This window comes from Segatella baroniae B14 (assembly GCF_022024235.1).
In the GTDB taxonomy this organism is placed as follows: domain Bacteria; phylum Bacteroidota; class Bacteroidia; order Bacteroidales; family Bacteroidaceae; genus Prevotella; species Prevotella bryantii.
On record NZ_CP091800.1, the window covers coordinates 970,001 to 986,893 of the forward strand.

The window sequence follows — 16,893 nt, forward strand, 5'->3', positions numbered from 1 at the left end:
CAACCTTTACGTTTGTCATGTCTCTTGACTTTTACTTACTTCTAAATAAGCATCTCTTCCAGAAAGGAGGTGTTCCAGCCGCACCTTCCGGTACGGCTACCTTGTTACGACTTAGCCCCAATTACCAGTTTTGCCCTAGGCCGACCCTTGCGGTCACGGACTTCAGGCACCCCCGGCTTTCATGGCTTGACGGGCGGTGTGTACAAGGCCCGGGAACGTATTCACCGCGCCATGGCTGATGCGCGATTACTAGCGAATCCAGCTTCGTGAGGTCGGGTTGCAGACCTCAGTCCGAACTGGGACCGGCTTTCTTGATTAGAATGACCTTACGGGCATCCGACTTTCTGTACCGGCCATTGTAACACGTGTGTAGCCCCGGACGTAAGGGCCGTGCTGATTTGACGTCATCCCCACCTTCCTCACACCTTACGGTGGCAGTGTCTCCAGAGTGCCCAGCTCTACCTGATGGCAACTGAAGAGAAGGGTTGCGCTCGTTATGGCACTTAAGCCGACACCTCACGGCACGAGCTGACGACAACCATGCAGCACCTTCACAGATGTCCCGAAGGAAGTCACTATCTCTAGATCCGTCATCTGCAATTCAAGCCCGGGTAAGGTTCCTCGCGTATCATCGAATTAAACCACATGTTCCTCCGCTTGTGCGGGCCCCCGTCAATTCCTTTGAGTTTCACCGTTGCCGGCGTACTCCCCAGGTGGGATGCTTAACGCTTTCGCTTAGCCACTCACCCCGAAGGGCAAACAGCGGGCATCCATCGTTTACCGTGCGGACTACCAGGGTATCTAATCCTGTTCGATACCCGCACTTTCGAGCTTTAGCGTCAGTAACACTACAGCGAGCTGCCTTCGCAATTGGAGTTCTTCGTGATATCTAAGCATTTCACCGCTACACCACGAATTCCGCCCGCTTCCTGTGCACTCAAGTCTGGCAGTTCGCGCTGCAGTGCCCAGGTTGAGCCCGGACATTTCACAACACGCTTACCAAACGGCCTGCGCTCCCTTTAAACCCAATAAATCCGGATAACGCCCGGACCTTCCGTATTACCGCGGCTGCTGGCACGGAATTAGCCGGTCCTTATTCGTAGGGTACATGCAAATAACCACACGTGGCTAACTTTATTCCCCTAAAAAAGCAGTTTACAACCCATAGGGCCGTCATCCTGCACGCTACTTGGCTGGTTCAGACTTCCGTCCATTGACCAATATTCCTCACTGCTGCCTCCCGTAGGAGTTTGGACCGTGTCTCAGTTCCAATGTGGGGGACCTTCCTCTCAGAACCCCTACTGATCGTCGGCTAGGTGGGCCGTTACCCCGCCTACTACCTAATCAGACGCATCCCCATCCATAAGCGATAAATCTTTATTCCATCTCAGATGTCTTTAATGGAAACCATAGGGCATTAATCTTACTTTCGCAAGGCTATTCCCTACTTATGGGCAGGTTGGATACGCGATACTCACCCGTGCGCCGGTCGTCATCAAAGAAAGCAAGCTTTCTTCATGTTACCCCTCGACTTGCATGTGTTAAGCCTGTAGCTAGCGTTCATCCTGAGCCAGGATCAAACTCTCCATTGTAAAATATCTTTGAATATCTAATTGAATAGATTATTTGTCTCTGTTTCAAGGACGCTTATCCTTTTATTGAAGTCGGTTTAAAGCCTGGACAAAAACTAAACTTGACGGTTCGTTTTTGTTACCCATTCACACATATCTATAATATGTGAACGCTTCTTGTACTACTTCTCTGTCTATGTAATCTTTTCAAAGAACTCTTTCTCTTAAGCCTCATAACCAACGTTATTTGGCTGCTTCCGTTTGTTCGAAAGCGAGTGCAAAGGTATACAAAATATCCATAACCTCCAAATGTTTTCAAGAAAAAATTGCAAAAAACTACAATTTTGCGCGTTCTTTGACAAATATGCCCTATTATACCCTTTATTTCGACTTTTTAATAGCATCGAACATCGTTTGCATCCAACAACATCTTTCAACGGTGAAGAATCGAACAACATCACTCCTTATATATATGATAGTCATGTTAGGCTCATGAATACAAATTATGTTGGCCTCATGAATATAAACCAACGTGCTGATCTGATTGAAGCAAACTTGATTATGCCAAGTACATCACAACAGGTAGTACGAGAAGCAAACTGAGCGTGTTGCTAAGAGAAAAATTAGAATTTAATTGACATCAACAGAGTTGTAGCTTGCGTATTTGAAATGGCGATGTAAATGTGCCTCAAATACGCGAATTTTGAAGCGTTTTTGTATCTGCCTGAATATCAGCGCGTTACGAATTTTACACTTCGGTGGCTTAATAAATGGGCGCCAAAACCCCAGCTCCTAGGGGTCGAAAGCTTAGGGTTGACGCGATAAGGTCATAGAGTTTAGCGAACAAAGTCTTAGGTTTCGACCCCCAGGAGCTGGGGTTTTGGCGGGAGAGAAAATCGAGGGGAAGAAAAAAGACCAAACAGGCTGATCAAAAGTTGAATATTTTGAGCTAGATGACGATTTTTGAAAACGCTGTTTTTTGACAAATTATTTGACAGTCAACCCATTAGAGACGGACAAGACCCGTTCACACCCGACACATCGCGTCGTAACAATATTATAAGTTTCTAAAAAATCCTATCTAAAAAAGACGAAGAATCAGCCATAATATCTAAATCTTATAAATCTAATCCTCAAAACTATAACAACATATTAACCTATATCTTATAACTTTGCACCCATGAAGAAAACAGTTCCAATTATAGGTATGGCTTGTTCAGCATGTTCAGCAAATGTACAGCGCAAGCTCGATGAGCTCGAAGGGATTCGCAAAGCCCAAGTAAACTTAGTAGGTCGCTCAGCGTTTATCGACTATGATGAAAACAGCATTACACTCGAGCAGATCAAGAAAGAGATTAATTCGATAGGATACGACATGGTTATCGAAGAAAATCGCAGTGCAGAAGAAATAAGCAAGCGAGAGTATGTATTACTCCGTCGAAAGACCATACTATCCTGGATTTTCTCAGTTGCAGTGATGGCCATCAGCATGCAATGGATAAATCTTGGAAGTAAAGAATATGCCAACCAAATGGCTATGCTTATTGCCATCTTCAATATCGTATATTGCGGCAAAACATTTTATATTACAGCGATAAAACAGTTACGCCATGGTACAGCCAACATGGACACCCTCGTAGCCCTATCTACCGGTATCAGTTTTATATTTAGTACCTTTAACACCTTTTGGGGCGATGCAATCTGGGGAATACGGGGAATAAGTTGGCACACCTATTTTGATGCGAGCGTAATGATCATCACCTTTGTACTTACAGGCCGATTACTTGAAGAAAAAGCTAAAGACAGCACAGCGACAAGTATACGTAAACTGATGGGCATGGCTCCCAAAACAGCACATATCGTAAATGGTCAGGAAATCGAAGAAGTACCTATCTCAACCATAGAAATAGGCGATTTACTCGAAGTTCGTCCTGGAGAAAAAGTTCCTGTTGATGGTGAAGTAACATGGGCAGAAAGTTTTATGACAGCCGATGCAGCTTATGTAGACGAGAGTATGATAACAGGCGAACCAACACCAGCCGAAAAGAAAAAAGGAAGTAAAGTTTTAGCCGGAACAATACCCAGTCAAGGCAAATTTCGCATGCGTGCCCGTCAGATAGGAGAAGATACAGCTCTTGCACACATCATACGTATGGTACAAGAAGCCCAAAGCTCCAAGGCACCCGTTCAGCGCATTGTAGATAAAGCCGCATTAATCTTCGTACCCGTAGTAGCAATCCTTTCACTTATCACCTTCCTGAGCTGGCTTCTTGTAGGTGGTAGCACTTATCTACCCCAAGCCATCATATCGGCTGTAGCTGTGCTTGTGATAGCCTGTCCATGTGCTATGGGACTTGCCACTCCAACCGCACTCATGGTAGGAATCGGGAAAGCTGCAGAAAGACAGGTACTCATTAAGGACGCATCTGCTCTAGAGCGTATGCGTAAAATAGATGCTCTTGTTACCGACAAAACCGGTACACTGACTCTTCCCAATCTAAATATCGACTTTACCCGAGCATCCAACTTGACTTTAGAACAACGCGAAGTATTAAAACCGAATGCTAAAAAGGCGATACAAATATTACAAGATCAAGGCATCGAAGTATATATGATGAGTGGCGATCATGAAGAAGCTGCTCAATACTGGGCAGAACAAACGGGTATCAAGCATTATCAGAGCAAAGTAATGCCACAGGATAAAGAAAACCTGGTGAAAAAGCTCCAAGCAGAAGGAAAAACGGTAGCCATGATGGGCGACGGCATCAATGACACTCAAGCCTTAGCACTGGCCGATGTGAGCATCGCTATAGGTAAAGGTACAGATGTCGCCATGGATGTAGCCCAAGTTACACTTATGGGCAATGATCTCATGGCTATTCCTGAAGCCATAAAATTAAGCAAGCGCACCGTACGGATGATCTGGCAAAATCTTTTCTGGGCATTTATCTACAATATCATTTGTATCCCATTAGCCGCAGGAGTACCTTATCTATTTGGCATCGATTTTCAGATTACCCCGATGTGGGCGAGCGCCTTAATGGCTTTGTCATCGGTATCTGTTGTTCTCAACAGCCTCAGACTTAAATTAGGATAATATAAAAAGTAGTTTAGGCTAAGCACCTCTTGAACGATGAGCTTAGCCTAAACTACTTTAACGATGTCACTCTGTCGCCATATATCAATGACGAATGGGACACATGATTTATTTTTTCTCCTTCTTAATTGGATCGCAAGTGATACCAACGCCCAATTTCTTGAAAATCTTACGGTCTACTTCACCCAACATAATCGTAAAATGAGCCTGACATCCACGCAACTTAGGTAATTGTTCAAGCGCTTTCTTACAATTTTCATCCGTTTGGCTAAGAATAGAGAGAGCGACGAGGACTTCATCCGTATGCAAACGAGGATTATTGCCACCCAAATATTCTATTTTAGTCTTCTGAACAGGCTCAATCAAGTATTGAGGAATGAGTTTCAAATCATGATCGATACCAGCAAGACTCTTCACTGCATTCAGAATAAGAGATGACGCTGTACCGAGAAGCACACTACTAGCAGCAGTAATAATACGTCCATCAGGCAACTCAATAGCAGAGCAAGGCACACCAGCTTCTTCCTTACGCGCTTTTGCAGCTAAAGTAGTCTTTCGGAAATCAGTGGTAATTTTAGCCTGCTTCATCAACAATGAAAGTTTGTTAACCTCTGCTTCATTTACCCCACCATTAGCCAATTTATTAAGTGCTGTATAATAACGGCGAATAATCTCCTGCTTAGATGCTTCCTGACAAACCTCATCATCACTGATACAGAAACCGACCATGTTAACACCCATATCAGTTGGCGACTTATAAGGACATTCGCCATAGATACCTTCAAACAACGTGTTAAGCACAGGGAAGATTTCGACGTCACGATTATAATTAATAGCCACCTTCTCGTACGCATCAAAATGGAACGGATCAATCATATTGATATCGTTCAAGTCAGCCGTTGCAGCTTCATAAGCGATATTAACAGGATGATTCAAAGGAAGATTCCATACAGGGAAAGTTTCAAACTTGGCATACCCAGCATTTACACCTCTTTTATTTTCATTATAAAGCTGAGACAAACAAACAGCCATCTTACCACTACCTGGTCCAGGCGCTGTAACAATGACAAGCGGACGAGATGTTTCCACGTAATCATCTTTACCAAATCCCTCATCAGAATCAATAAGAGCCACATTATGAGGATAGCCCTCAATAGTATAATGATAATAAGCGCGAATACCTAAACGCTCCAAACGCTTACGATACATATCGGCACTATTCTGACCATTGTAATGCGTGATAACAACACTGTCTACAAGGAAGCCACGATTCTGGAACTCTTTGCGCAGACGTAGCACATCTTCATCATAAGTGATACCAAGGTCTTGGCGAACTTTATTCTTTTCGATATCAATCGCACTGATTACAATAACGATTTCCGCCTTATCACTTAGCTGCTGCAACATACGCAACTTACTGTCTGGTTGAAAGCCTGGCAGTACTCGACTAGCATGATGATCATCAAAAAGTTTACCACCTAATTCAAGATATAGCTTACCTTTAAATTTCTCTATTCTTTCCTTGATATGTTCTGACTGAATACGAATGTATTTGTCGTTATCAAATCCTAACTTTTTCATCAGATTTTTCTCTTAATTGCCGATTTGTAAATTCAATTTTGCAAAGGTAATCAAAAATTTGCCAAAAGCGTGAATTCGTATCAACTATTGTCCATAAAAGAGCAACTTTTCACACCATTCAAGGCATATAGAAAGCATATTTTATTCCATAAACTTTTTAGCAGCACGAAGCTGATGACGCATATTACTGAGCAACTGCTGACTCTCCTGAAGCACATTCAGATATAACAGATTAACCTGCATCTGAGAGTTCGTTTCACTATCCTGCATACGGTCAATCTGACGCTTACGAAGAATAGAAAGTTCGTCTTTTACATTATCAGCCTCTGCAAGAATCTGACGATAATTCTCGTATCTACCCGTTTCTATCTGTGCACACGAAGCCTTCATCAGTTCATTGATACTACGCTTAATCGGCAAGAAATCAGCAATCAGTTCAGGTGATAAAGGATTAAAACTATTGTCTACATGCTCCTTGATAGGCTCAAGCATACGTCGCAATCCATAAATTAACTGTTGGTTACTATTCATACCCAAATGAAACCAAGTATTACGCTCTATAGCGATCATACGAGGAACACGCTGTAATACCAACATCTCCTGACGACGAACCTTCTTCAACGGTTGCTTCGCAGCCACTAAATCGCGCTGAGCTTTTCTTAAAGAACTGGTCTTCTCATTTTCAAGACCATCTATAATTAAGTTAAACTGTTCTAAGGCGAATTTACAGCAATCAGACTGCGTTCTTCTTACCTGCTTCTGAAGCATTTCCCACACAAGCTGTGGGTCACGGGTACGCATCATCAGACGGAATACATCTTTATCACGATTTTCAGAAGCCTTTTTCTCTTTATATTTACGACTACTTCGAATAAGTGAAGCGATAACCACTACGATAAAAGCAATATTAGCAACGATACCTCCATAATACATAACAAGACAGATAACAGCTGCCAGGAGGAATGAAGCTCCAGCTGTAATAAACCATCCACCGATAACAGAAATGACACCCGTTACACGGAATACGGCACTCTCCCTACTCCATGCTCTGTCGGCCAGAGAAGAACCCATAGCAACCATAAAAGTTACGTATGTAGTAGACAAAGGCAATTTATAGTTAGTACCAATGGTAATCAGCATAGAGGATATCACTAGGGTGACAGCAGCACGTACCAAGTCGAATGCAGCAGTTTCATCTTCCAGAATGATACCATTTTTATCAAATCTACTATCTATCCAATGCTTTATATTTGCCGGAATAATCGCTGAAATCTGCTTGTTAGTAGTTTGGAAAAAACGTACTATAGCACGAGCTGCAGAAGAAGAGCCAAACATTTCATCGCCCCCATCCTGTCTACTCAGGTCGACAGATGTTTTAATGACATTCTGAGCTTTTTTGGATGTAACCATTGCCACAACCATAATGACACCGGCAATAAGCAAGTACAACGGTGATGTCTTGGCATTCTCCATCAGTGATGACATCATAAAAGCATTAGGAGCAGCACCATTTGCATGAGCCACATAATCTTGATAACTGTCAAGACCAGAAAGTGGTACACCGATAAAGTTCACCAAGTCATTACCTGCAAAAGCCATAGCCAGCGCAAAAGTACCCATGAGAACAATAACACGGAAAATATTGACCTTAAACAGATGAAGTATCTCCATAAAGACTGTAGAACAGCCAAATGTAATCAATAACAACAACTGAATATTACCATTGATCCATGTGCGTATACCAGCATCCATGTAAGGACTATTGCCTACGCCTTTTAAGAAGATAAAATAAGATAAAGCTGTAAAGGCGATACCACCAAAAATAGCAATAGAATAACGTGAATACTTTTTGTAATTAAAGGAAAAGACCATTCGACTGATCCACATGATGAGCCATCCAAACACAAAGGCGAAAGCTACACTCACAAAGATCGCAATAATCATACTCAAAGCCTGACCAGAATTGAGTAACATATTATAATCGAGCGAAGGGTTTACAATCGTTTTTAGGGTAGCAATAGAAAACGATGCTCCTAATAGACCAAAAACGAGAGATATCGTACTTGAAGTAGGCATACCCACCGAATTGAACATGTCTAATATAATCACATTAGCCACCATGACGGCAAAGAATATGGTCATTACTTCAAAAAAGGAATAATGTACAGGGGTAAGAATACCATGCCGAGCCACATCCATCATACCTGTTGACATTACTGCACCCAGCAACACTCCTAAAGAGGCGTAAATTAATACTGTACGAAACTTAGCTGCACGAGCGCCAACTGCAGACTGCAAGAAATTGACAGCATCATTACTAACACCCACGAAAAGGCCAAACACTGCTAAACTAAGCAGAAAGACCACAATGACAAAATAAATTGTTTCCATAAATACTTATTTGTAGGCAAATATACAGGATGTATGTTACAGAAACATAACACTCATGTTACAATACTGTTACAACTTAAAAAATGAACAGCCTCAACTCGTTTTCGAACAAAAAAAACTGTATATTTGCAAATATATCAGTAATATCGCAACATGAAAGATGAAAGTTATCGCATATTAGTAGTAGATGACGAAGAGGACCTCTGTGAGATTCTCAAATTCAATCTCGAAATGGAGGGTTACATCGTAAATACAGCCAATTCTGCAGAAGAAGCACTCACACTTGATATCGCTTCTTACCATCTACTTCTTCTCGATGTCATGATGGGAGGCATGAGTGGTTTTGCCTTAGCCAAACAGCTGAAAAGCAATGCTACAACAGCATCAATACCCATTGTCTTTCTAACTGCCAAAGATACCGAAAACGATACGGTCACCGGTTTTACACTGGGAGCTGATGATTATATCGCTAAACCTTTTTCTATTCGTGAAGTAATACTCAGAATTAAGGCTGTGTTACGCAGAACAGCCCATCAGAATGCTATCGATAATCAAAATACCTTATTATATAAGGGTATCATCATCAACTTAGACCAGAAGACGATAACTGTAGATGGGCAGAATGTGTCTTTTTCAAAGACAGAATACGAACTTCTAAAACTGCTATTAGAAGAAAAAAATAGAGTTTTCTCACGCCAACAACTTATAGACAGAATATGGCCTAGCGATGTACAAGTATCCGATCGTACGGTAGATGTAAACATCACTCGTTTACGTAAAAAGATCGGTCAATATGCCACACATATTGCTACCAGACAAGGATTTGGTTATTATTTCAATGCATAAATCATGATTAAACTCTCTATAGGTAACAAACTATATCTCAGCGTAGTATCTATATTTCTGATTTTCGCCATATCCTTTATCGTATTCCAGCAAAATCGCGAAAAGCAGTATAAGATAGAATTTCTCAATTTACGCCTACAAGATTATAACGACAGGATGCATGTATCACTTTCTATCTTGGGCAAAATGGATGAGAAAACGTTGAGCAATTATGTTCAACGTAATTATGAGAAAAATATACGCGTAACGCTTATTCGAAAAGATGGACTGGTATTTTTTGATAATCTGATAAAGGATTATTCTAAGATCGCTAACCACTCGAATCGTACGGAGTTTATACAAGCGATAAAAACAGGCGAAGGCTCTACAGTAGATCGTCTCTCGAGCACACTAAAACATGATTATTTTTACAGTGCAACCTATTTTCCCGAGGATGGATATGTGATACGAACGGCTTTACCATACGACAACGACTTGGCAAAATCATTGGCAACCGACCAGCATTTTATCTGGTTTGCGCTTGGCGCCATTCTATTACTAACGATATTCCTTTTTCGATTTACCAATCGACTGGGACAAAACATTAATAATCTCCGTACATTTGCCTGGAGAGCCGACCATAATAAAAGTCTCGATATCGATGACCTTATCCACTTTCCGAATGACGAATTAGGTGAAATCGCAGAGCGCATCATCAAGATATACAGAAGACTGCAAAACACGCGTCAAGAACAAGACAAACTAAAACGTGAGCTTACTCAGAATGTAGCGCACGAATTGAAGACACCAGTGGCAAGTATTCAGGGCTATCTTGAAACTATTATCAATAACCCGAATATGAATGAAGAAACAAAAGCACAATTTCTTCAACGCTGCTTTGCACAAAGTGAGCGATTAACATCACTTCTACGTGATATCTCTACGCTCAACAAGTTGGACGATGCGCCACAGCTACAAAACTTTGAATATGTGGACATAGCAGAGATCGTGCAGAACATACAAAAAGAAACGGCTCTTCAATTACAGAAACATGAAATGAACTTCGTAAACCAGTTACCGCCTTCTTTAGTCGTTAACGGCAACCGCTCATTATTATATAGCATATTCCGTAATCTTACCGATAATGCGATATCCTATGCCGGCCAAGGTACAACGATAACCATATCAGCTACTCTAGAAGAAAGCGTCTGGCACTTTACATTCAGCGATAATGGCATAGGCGTGCCCTACGCACACTTGAATCGACTTTTCGAAAGATTTTATCGCGTAGACAAGGGAAGAAGTCGAAAAATGGGAGGAACAGGTCTCGGTCTGGCCATCGTCAAAAACGCTGTGCTCTTTCACCATGGCAACATAACCGTGAAGAACAATCCTACAGGAGGATTGGTCTTCCACTTCACATTAAGCGCTATCAAATAAGTTTATCCATCAACAACAAGGTCATAAAACCGAGTAATAAGGCATACGTGGCCTGCTTCTGATACCCATGCGCATGCGTCTCAGGTATCATCTCGTCGCTGGTAACATAGAGCATTGCTCCTCCTGCAAAACCGAGCATAACCGGTAACAGCGTCAATGATACAGAACCCATCCCAAATCCAATCCATACACCGACTACCTCAAGCAGACCGATAGCCAACGAAATGACCATGGTTCGTATCTTAGACACACCGGCAACCAGCAATGGGGCAATAATAACCATACCTTCTGGTACATTCTGAAGAGCAATACCCAAACTTACCGACCAATCGATTTCTGTAGTGCTCATACTAACGCCAGCAGCCATGCCTTCAGGCATTTTATGCAAAGCAATAGCCATAACAAAGAGGAGAATATGATTGAGCGATTTGTTATTGCGATGCTCTTCTTGATCTAATCCTGTAATATGATGCAAATGTGGAGTAACCAAATCGAGGACATTAAGAAATAATGCTCCAGCCATAACACCGACAACCACTATCCACCACGTTGTAGAAGACGTCATATCAAAGGCAGGTACAATTAATCCTAACGTTGATGCGGCAAGCATAATACCAGCACAATAGCCTAATACCGTATCATTCCACTTATGAGGAAGTTCCTTAATTAGAAAGCCTAAAACAGCACCTATCAGAGTGGCTCCGCAAAGTCCGGCTGCACTAATCCAAATTTGAGACATAAATGTTTTTTTATTGCGATTAAATGAATTTGGGGATAAAGGTAAGCCTTTTTAGGAAAAAAGGCATTATTTTTTTGTATAAAATTTGCTTTTTATTAGAATAAATAATATATTTGCATTTATCATACCTTAAACAAAAACACGCATTTATGAAAAACTTCTATTATTTATTTTTAGCTACACTATTCTGTATGACCAGTTTGTCGGTATCCTCCTGCACAAAAGATGAGGTTAGCGAACAGACAGAACTTGTTGTGAAAGATGCAACCAACCATAATGAGGCACTCAAACTAGAACAAGACTATCCTATAGAGAATCTCGCTTTCTTGATGAAAGGTATCTTTGTACTCGAGGACGAACAGAATAATATCACCAGTGTAATGGCTTTTGATCAAGATTCCATATACATCTTCAGCTGTAACACTTGCCAATATAAACACAAGAAATATCAATTACAACAAAATGGAACCATACTTCAGATAGATAACCAAAAAATACCTATTGCACGTTGGGCATACCTGAATAATCATAACCAAGGCATTATCCCTCTCAAGCTGACACCAGATAACACTCAATATTGGCTCGCATTCGAGAAAATAATACTTGGTGATGGCAATGAGCAACAAGAATTCGACCGTACCCAGCTCATCGCATTTATCAGAAATCAAAAACCTTAATTCGTTTAGCATTTTTCTTCATCCCGGCATGGTTAGTACGACACAAACCTATCTCTCGCATGAAAATAAAATAACATAAAAAAGGATTCGCCTCACGGAGAATCCTTTTTTTATGTATCCTTAATCTTCCTATGCAGATTAAGCAATGTCTCGTACTGTTTAATGCGAATAACCAACTTAAATATGTTGACCGAAAATAAGCATTCCCTAATGCGAAATCAACTACACCTAGCTTAATTAATGTCTAATGCGAATTTTAATATACTAATGCGAATAAATAAACCAATAATCTCTTTTTGATAGTACAAATATAACAAAAAAAAAGGAACCTGTCAAGAGTTTGAGGCCACTTTTTTCACTAAATTTGTTATTTTTTTTCTGTGTTCGAAAACAAGAAAATCTGTGCACGATAACAAAAAAAATAAATGATTCGAAGTACCAACATAACAACAAAAAATGTGTATTTCTCATTCAAATCCATCCTTGATGACTGATTATCAACGCTATGATTATCTATAATAGATACCAACTTTTAGCACCAGTAATCAAGTAGAATAAGTTTATATCGTTAATTTTGAACATATATCACTGATTTCAGCCAAAAAAGCAATATAATCATAACATATCTTAAAATATTTGTTTATATTTGCAAGACAAAATTATATAAATCCCGTGAATGTAAAGCATTAACGGCAAGTACCTTCAAAAAGCATAAAAATAAATTATAATCATAAAACATCTCCCAGCATGAGAAAAACATTTATTACATCGACCCTCTCTGGAGCGATAGCTATAGCAGCAGCAATACATCTAACAGCATGTCAAAGCAACGATATTGCCCCAGACACACCTGTTCAACAAAACGATTTAGTCAACACCAGCCTCGCTATTTCGATTCCACAGAATGCTGCTGGTAAAAATTACAAGGGACTTAACAGCACTACTAAAGTTTCCTCTCGTGCATCCCAGGAAATCGTACAGGGAGCTGACAATCAATTCAGAGGATTATCGAATATTGTACTCATACCATATTCTACTGATTCTACTCAACGTAATGGTGCCAATATCACACTGGAAGATATCAACAAGAACCAACTTAGCAGCGGAAGCCTTGCCAAGGTGTATGACAACATTTTGTTAAGCGTGGGTACAGCTGGAATAAGAGCCTACGCACACGCAAAGGATACGACTGAAGCCCTAGAAGGCTATCACTTTACCAATGGTACCCTTACAGCAACAGGACTTGACGATGAGGCTAATACGGATATCAACACCATTAGTTTTACACCGGTAAGTATCAATGCTTCTTCTATACCATCAAACAAAGCCCAGTATCTTGCGAACCTGCTTACTGAAATCGCAAAGACAAATGCAAACGGAATTAGCTGGAGTAATGATGAAAATGAAAAAACTGCATATTATAATTTCATAAAAAACGCTGCAGGATCATCTAAAACTGTACTTGGCCTGATACAAGAATTATACGATAACATGAAGAGCAAGAGCAACGCAATGTCTGTTGCCTTGATTAATAAAATCAATACCGTTACCCTGAACGATGTTCAGGACATCAATGGCGGTTCATACCCTTGTATCACCAACAACAACGGCATACTATCACTTCACAGTGACCTGGACAATTATCCAACCGAACTGAATCTTCCTGATGGAGCTGCTGTTGTAAAATGGAACAATAACACCGGTTTTCAACCGGTAATGGGTTCAAGTACGATATCCGAATCAATTTCTACTTTGGAAATACCACGATATGTCTACATGCCAAATTTGTGGTATCAAGTAACTTCTCCACTGAAAACATCAAGCATCGATCAGACTAAGGTCATGACAACCAACAAAGATTGGAGTGAGATTGTAAATGACGTCGACAATTTCCCTAACACTAGTGTCACAACAACCACCAAGACTATCGCTATGCAACAACCTCTGCGATATGCTGTGGGACGTATGGATCTCACTATCAAGTTGGCCAACGGCAACGTACTCTACGATAAAGCTGGCAATGTGGTTACTCCTAATGCGAAGGGATTTGAAGTAACGGGTATCATTATCGGTGGACAGAAGGCAGTAGATCAAGATTTTAATCCGATTACCGACTCTAATAGCAAACAATATGCCATATACGATAACTCGATGAGTAATATGTATGCTAGCAGTAACGGTAGTGATACCAACTATACGTTAACATTGCCATCTGCAGCAGAAGAAGTCGTTAATATCGCCATAGAACTAATTAATAATACTGGCCAAAATTTCGAAGGAGCTACAGGTATTATTCCTAACGGTGGCAAGTTCTATCTTATAGCCAATCTGAACCCACCAGCTGCTAAAAGTGGCTATACAAACGAACTTAATCAAGTCTTCAAACAAGACTATATTACTACCGTGAAACTGACCATACCACAAAACTCTACTAAAGAAAGCGAAAACCACGAGACAGGTCTTGGTAATGCCTATAATGTTTTGCCAGACTTGAGTAAATCACTCATCAGCTTCGGCTTCTCTGTAGACCCATCATGGCAATCGGGCTTATACTTTGAAGTAGAACTCTAAAAGCAAGCGCATGAAAATGAAAACCATCATACGATATATAATGCTGGCACTGCTGGCAGTGATGATGGGCAGTTGTAGTATCATTTATGAAGACTTAGACGACTGTCCGTCTCCTCCAGAACCGGATCCTGTCGTTAATACTACCGATGTTACAATAACCTACAATCTAAGTGGGGTTATTGAAAGTGATTCGCTCATGGAAAAAAGCCTCGGTAGTTTAAGCTCTCATAATTATGATTCATACTTTTTCGATGATAACAGCAAAGACTTTGCGCTCAAGACTAGATACAGTAATCAGGGTACGAGTTTGACAATCCAGGGAGAGATGAATATCAACAAATATATGAATGTAGCTATTACAGATGTAAAAGAGACTTCACAAGTAACCCTGAGCGACTCGTCTAGCTTTACGAATTTCAGTATCAATAATATCCTCGCTGATAGCATAGGCAGCCATGCCAAGATTATGTATTATGCGCTCGAGACCATGAATATCGACACACTTAATCGCGAGTTTACCGTAAATTTGAGTCCGATGAACAGTGTGGTAGAAGTCATTATAGACACCACTGCTGCCACACAAATCGTTAAGAACGTTACGGTATCTATCGACAGTCTCTATACTGGAATAAACTTTAGCAATGATTTTTTATATACCTTTAGTCGTAAAGAGATTGTTAAAACATATCCAGCAGTCGCAATCGAACAAGGGAAACTTGGTTTTGTCGGAGTAGGATTCCCATCGCCAGAAGAATGGTATTATACCATAAAAGCAGCACTGACCACAGGAGAGACGGTCTATACTCGGATAAAGGTTGAGGAAAAATTAAAACCTGGTGAAAAACGAATACTGGAAATCAAGATGAACGAATCCGGTACAATAGGTGACCAGGAGTTACAACAGAATATGGGTATGAGTGTCATCACGACATGGAAAGAAGGTCATACTTACGAACCGTCTATCTAACCTCACTCCCCATGAGATAATAACGAAACGGAAACATATGAAAATACATCAGTTATCCATCCTTATGCTGTCCGTATTGCTATTCATATCGTGTAGCAATCATGACGATACAGAACCATCTGGCATAAAGACGAAAACGCTTCCCGTAGAAATAGAGATACCTGCAGAACAAACGTCACGGGCTTGGGGAGATCCTGGTTCTGGATATAGCTATAAGTTACCTCGCTATCTTTATCTTTTTCTGGTAAGTAAATATGCTGACTCGAATAACGATACGACCACAACGGTGCAATACATCACTTCTGAACTTGATTCGGCACTATGGGAAAAGAATGAAGAAGAAAATATCTATAAATATATAGGTGGTATCAAAGTGCCAATACCAGAACTGAGAACGACGGGTGAAGTCTATTGTGCTACATCTTACAGTCCTCTACATCTCAACTCTGATGATCCATTAACACTGCAAGATGTACTGAATACCTCTTTCAGTTTCAGCAAGAACGATGATACCTATGCACATCTCAAAGATATCTACTCTACTAACGCCGACTTGAAAAACGGTACACAGTATTATGGTACAATCAGTGACTACGAGTCGAATAATCCATATATTAAACTGAAAATGTATCATGTGGCAGCCATACTAGACATAGACTGGAATGTTGCAGAGGATATCAATGAAAGCGTTAGTGTAAAAAGCATCACCATCGAAGGTTTAAAACAAGAAGGATGTTTGCTTTTCAGGCCTAACAAGAATACAACTGCCGGAAGCAATACATATCAAGAGACCTTCAATACGACACCAGGAACTCAATGGTATGGACGTACCTATTATTATATTATACCTTATGCAGCCGATGGCACGAACATACAATTACCATTACGCATAGAAAACGGTATTTCGGGTGGATATAAACAAACCACCATCAATATGACAATAGACCAAAGCAGCTTTGTTCCATGGATGTACGGTAATATCATCATCAAAGATGCTACGGGATGGCTTAATGATTAAAGTATAACCCAAAAAC

Annotated in this window: 10 protein-coding genes and 1 rRNA gene; 7 read left to right on the forward strand and 4 right to left on the reverse strand. The window is 40.6% G+C overall.

The window, feature by feature from the left end:
- Positions 1–62: 62 nt before the first annotated feature.
- A 16S ribosomal RNA gene (locus L6469_RS14080) occupies positions 63–1,592 on the reverse strand.
- A 1,159-nt stretch (positions 1,593–2,751) separates the two neighbouring features.
- Here L6469_RS14080 and L6469_RS14085 point away from each other — a divergent pair.
- Positions 2,752–4,668: a heavy metal translocating P-type ATPase gene (locus L6469_RS14085; protein WP_006281403.1), complete on the forward strand. Its 1,917-nt coding sequence runs from the start codon at positions 2,752–2,754 to the stop codon at positions 4,666–4,668.
- A gap of 108 nt (positions 4,669–4,776) precedes the next feature.
- On the opposite strand, the gene L6469_RS14090 is transcribed toward L6469_RS14085, so the two are convergent.
- The gene (locus L6469_RS14090) at positions 4,777–6,249 is read right to left on the reverse strand and encodes a DUF1846 domain-containing protein (protein ID WP_006281404.1); all 1,473 of its coding nucleotides are present in this window, start codon (positions 6,247–6,249) and stop codon (positions 4,777–4,779) included.
- 141 nt (positions 6,250–6,390) lie between these two features.
- On the reverse strand, positions 6,391–8,640 hold the full coding sequence (locus L6469_RS14095; RefSeq protein ID WP_006281405.1) for an inorganic phosphate transporter: 2,250 nt from the start codon (positions 8,638–8,640) through the stop codon (positions 6,391–6,393).
- Between the two features lie 153 nt (positions 8,641–8,793).
- Here L6469_RS14095 and L6469_RS14100 point away from each other — a divergent pair, with 153 nt between their 5' ends.
- Positions 8,794–9,486: a response regulator gene (locus tag L6469_RS14100; protein WP_006281406.1), complete on the forward strand. Its 693-nt coding sequence runs from the start codon at positions 8,794–8,796 to the stop codon at positions 9,484–9,486.
- 3 nt (positions 9,487–9,489) lie between these two features.
- Complete coding sequence (locus L6469_RS14105; RefSeq protein WP_006281407.1) at positions 9,490–10,905, forward strand: sensor histidine kinase; 1,416 nt, start codon at positions 9,490–9,492, stop codon at positions 10,903–10,905.
- Here L6469_RS14105 and L6469_RS14110 read toward each other — a convergent pair.
- The gene (locus tag L6469_RS14110; protein WP_006281408.1) at positions 10,898–11,644 is read right to left on the reverse strand and encodes a ZIP family metal transporter; all 747 of its coding nucleotides are present in this window, start codon (positions 11,642–11,644) and stop codon (positions 10,898–10,900) included. The genes L6469_RS14105 and L6469_RS14110 overlap by 8 nt on opposite strands.
- A 149-nt stretch (positions 11,645–11,793) precedes the next feature.
- On the opposite strand from L6469_RS14110, the gene L6469_RS14115 reads away from it, so the two are divergent.
- From L6469_RS14115 to L6469_RS14130, 4 genes are all read left to right on the forward strand, one after another.
- Positions 11,794–12,321, forward strand: a complete 528-nt coding sequence (locus L6469_RS14115) for a hypothetical protein (protein WP_006281409.1) — start codon at positions 11,794–11,796, stop codon at positions 12,319–12,321.
- 747 nt (positions 12,322–13,068) lie between these two features.
- A complete protein-coding gene (locus L6469_RS14120; RefSeq protein WP_006281410.1) occupies positions 13,069–14,892 on the forward strand; it encodes a hypothetical protein in 1,824 nt (607 codons plus the stop codon).
- Between the two features lie 16 nt (positions 14,893–14,908).
- Positions 14,909–15,859, forward strand: a complete 951-nt coding sequence (locus tag L6469_RS14125) for a hypothetical protein (protein ID WP_006281411.1) — start codon at positions 14,909–14,911, stop codon at positions 15,857–15,859.
- Between the two features lie 37 nt (positions 15,860–15,896).
- A complete protein-coding gene (locus L6469_RS14130) occupies positions 15,897–16,877 on the forward strand; it encodes a hypothetical protein (protein ID WP_006281412.1) in 981 nt (326 codons plus the stop codon).
- The last annotated feature ends 16 nt before the right edge of the window (positions 16,878–16,893 follow it).

Coding starts and splice junctions, on each gene's coding strand:
- L6469_RS14090 (WP_006281404.1), bottom strand. CDS start 6,249: ATGAAAAAGTTAGGATTTGATAACGACAAATACATTCGTATTCAGTCA.
- L6469_RS14085 (WP_006281403.1), top strand. CDS start 2,752: ATGAAGAAAACAGTTCCAATTATAGGTATGGCTTGTTCAGCATGTTCA.
- L6469_RS14125 (WP_006281411.1), top strand. CDS start 14,909: ATGAAAACCATCATACGATATATAATGCTGGCACTGCTGGCAGTGATG.
- L6469_RS14095 (WP_006281405.1), bottom strand. CDS start 8,640: ATGGAAACAATTTATTTTGTCATTGTGGTCTTTCTGCTTAGTTTAGCA.
- L6469_RS14120 (WP_006281410.1), top strand. CDS start 13,069: ATGAGAAAAACATTTATTACATCGACCCTCTCTGGAGCGATAGCTATA.
- L6469_RS14130 (WP_006281412.1), top strand. CDS start 15,897: ATGAAAATACATCAGTTATCCATCCTTATGCTGTCCGTATTGCTATTC.
- L6469_RS14105 (WP_006281407.1), top strand. CDS start 9,490: ATGATTAAACTCTCTATAGGTAACAAACTATATCTCAGCGTAGTATCT.
- L6469_RS14110 (WP_006281408.1), bottom strand. CDS start 11,644: ATGTCTCAAATTTGGATTAGTGCAGCCGGACTTTGCGGAGCCACTCTG.
- L6469_RS14100 (WP_006281406.1), top strand. CDS start 8,794: ATGAAAGATGAAAGTTATCGCATATTAGTAGTAGATGACGAAGAGGAC.
- L6469_RS14115 (WP_006281409.1), top strand. CDS start 11,794: ATGAAAAACTTCTATTATTTATTTTTAGCTACACTATTCTGTATGACC.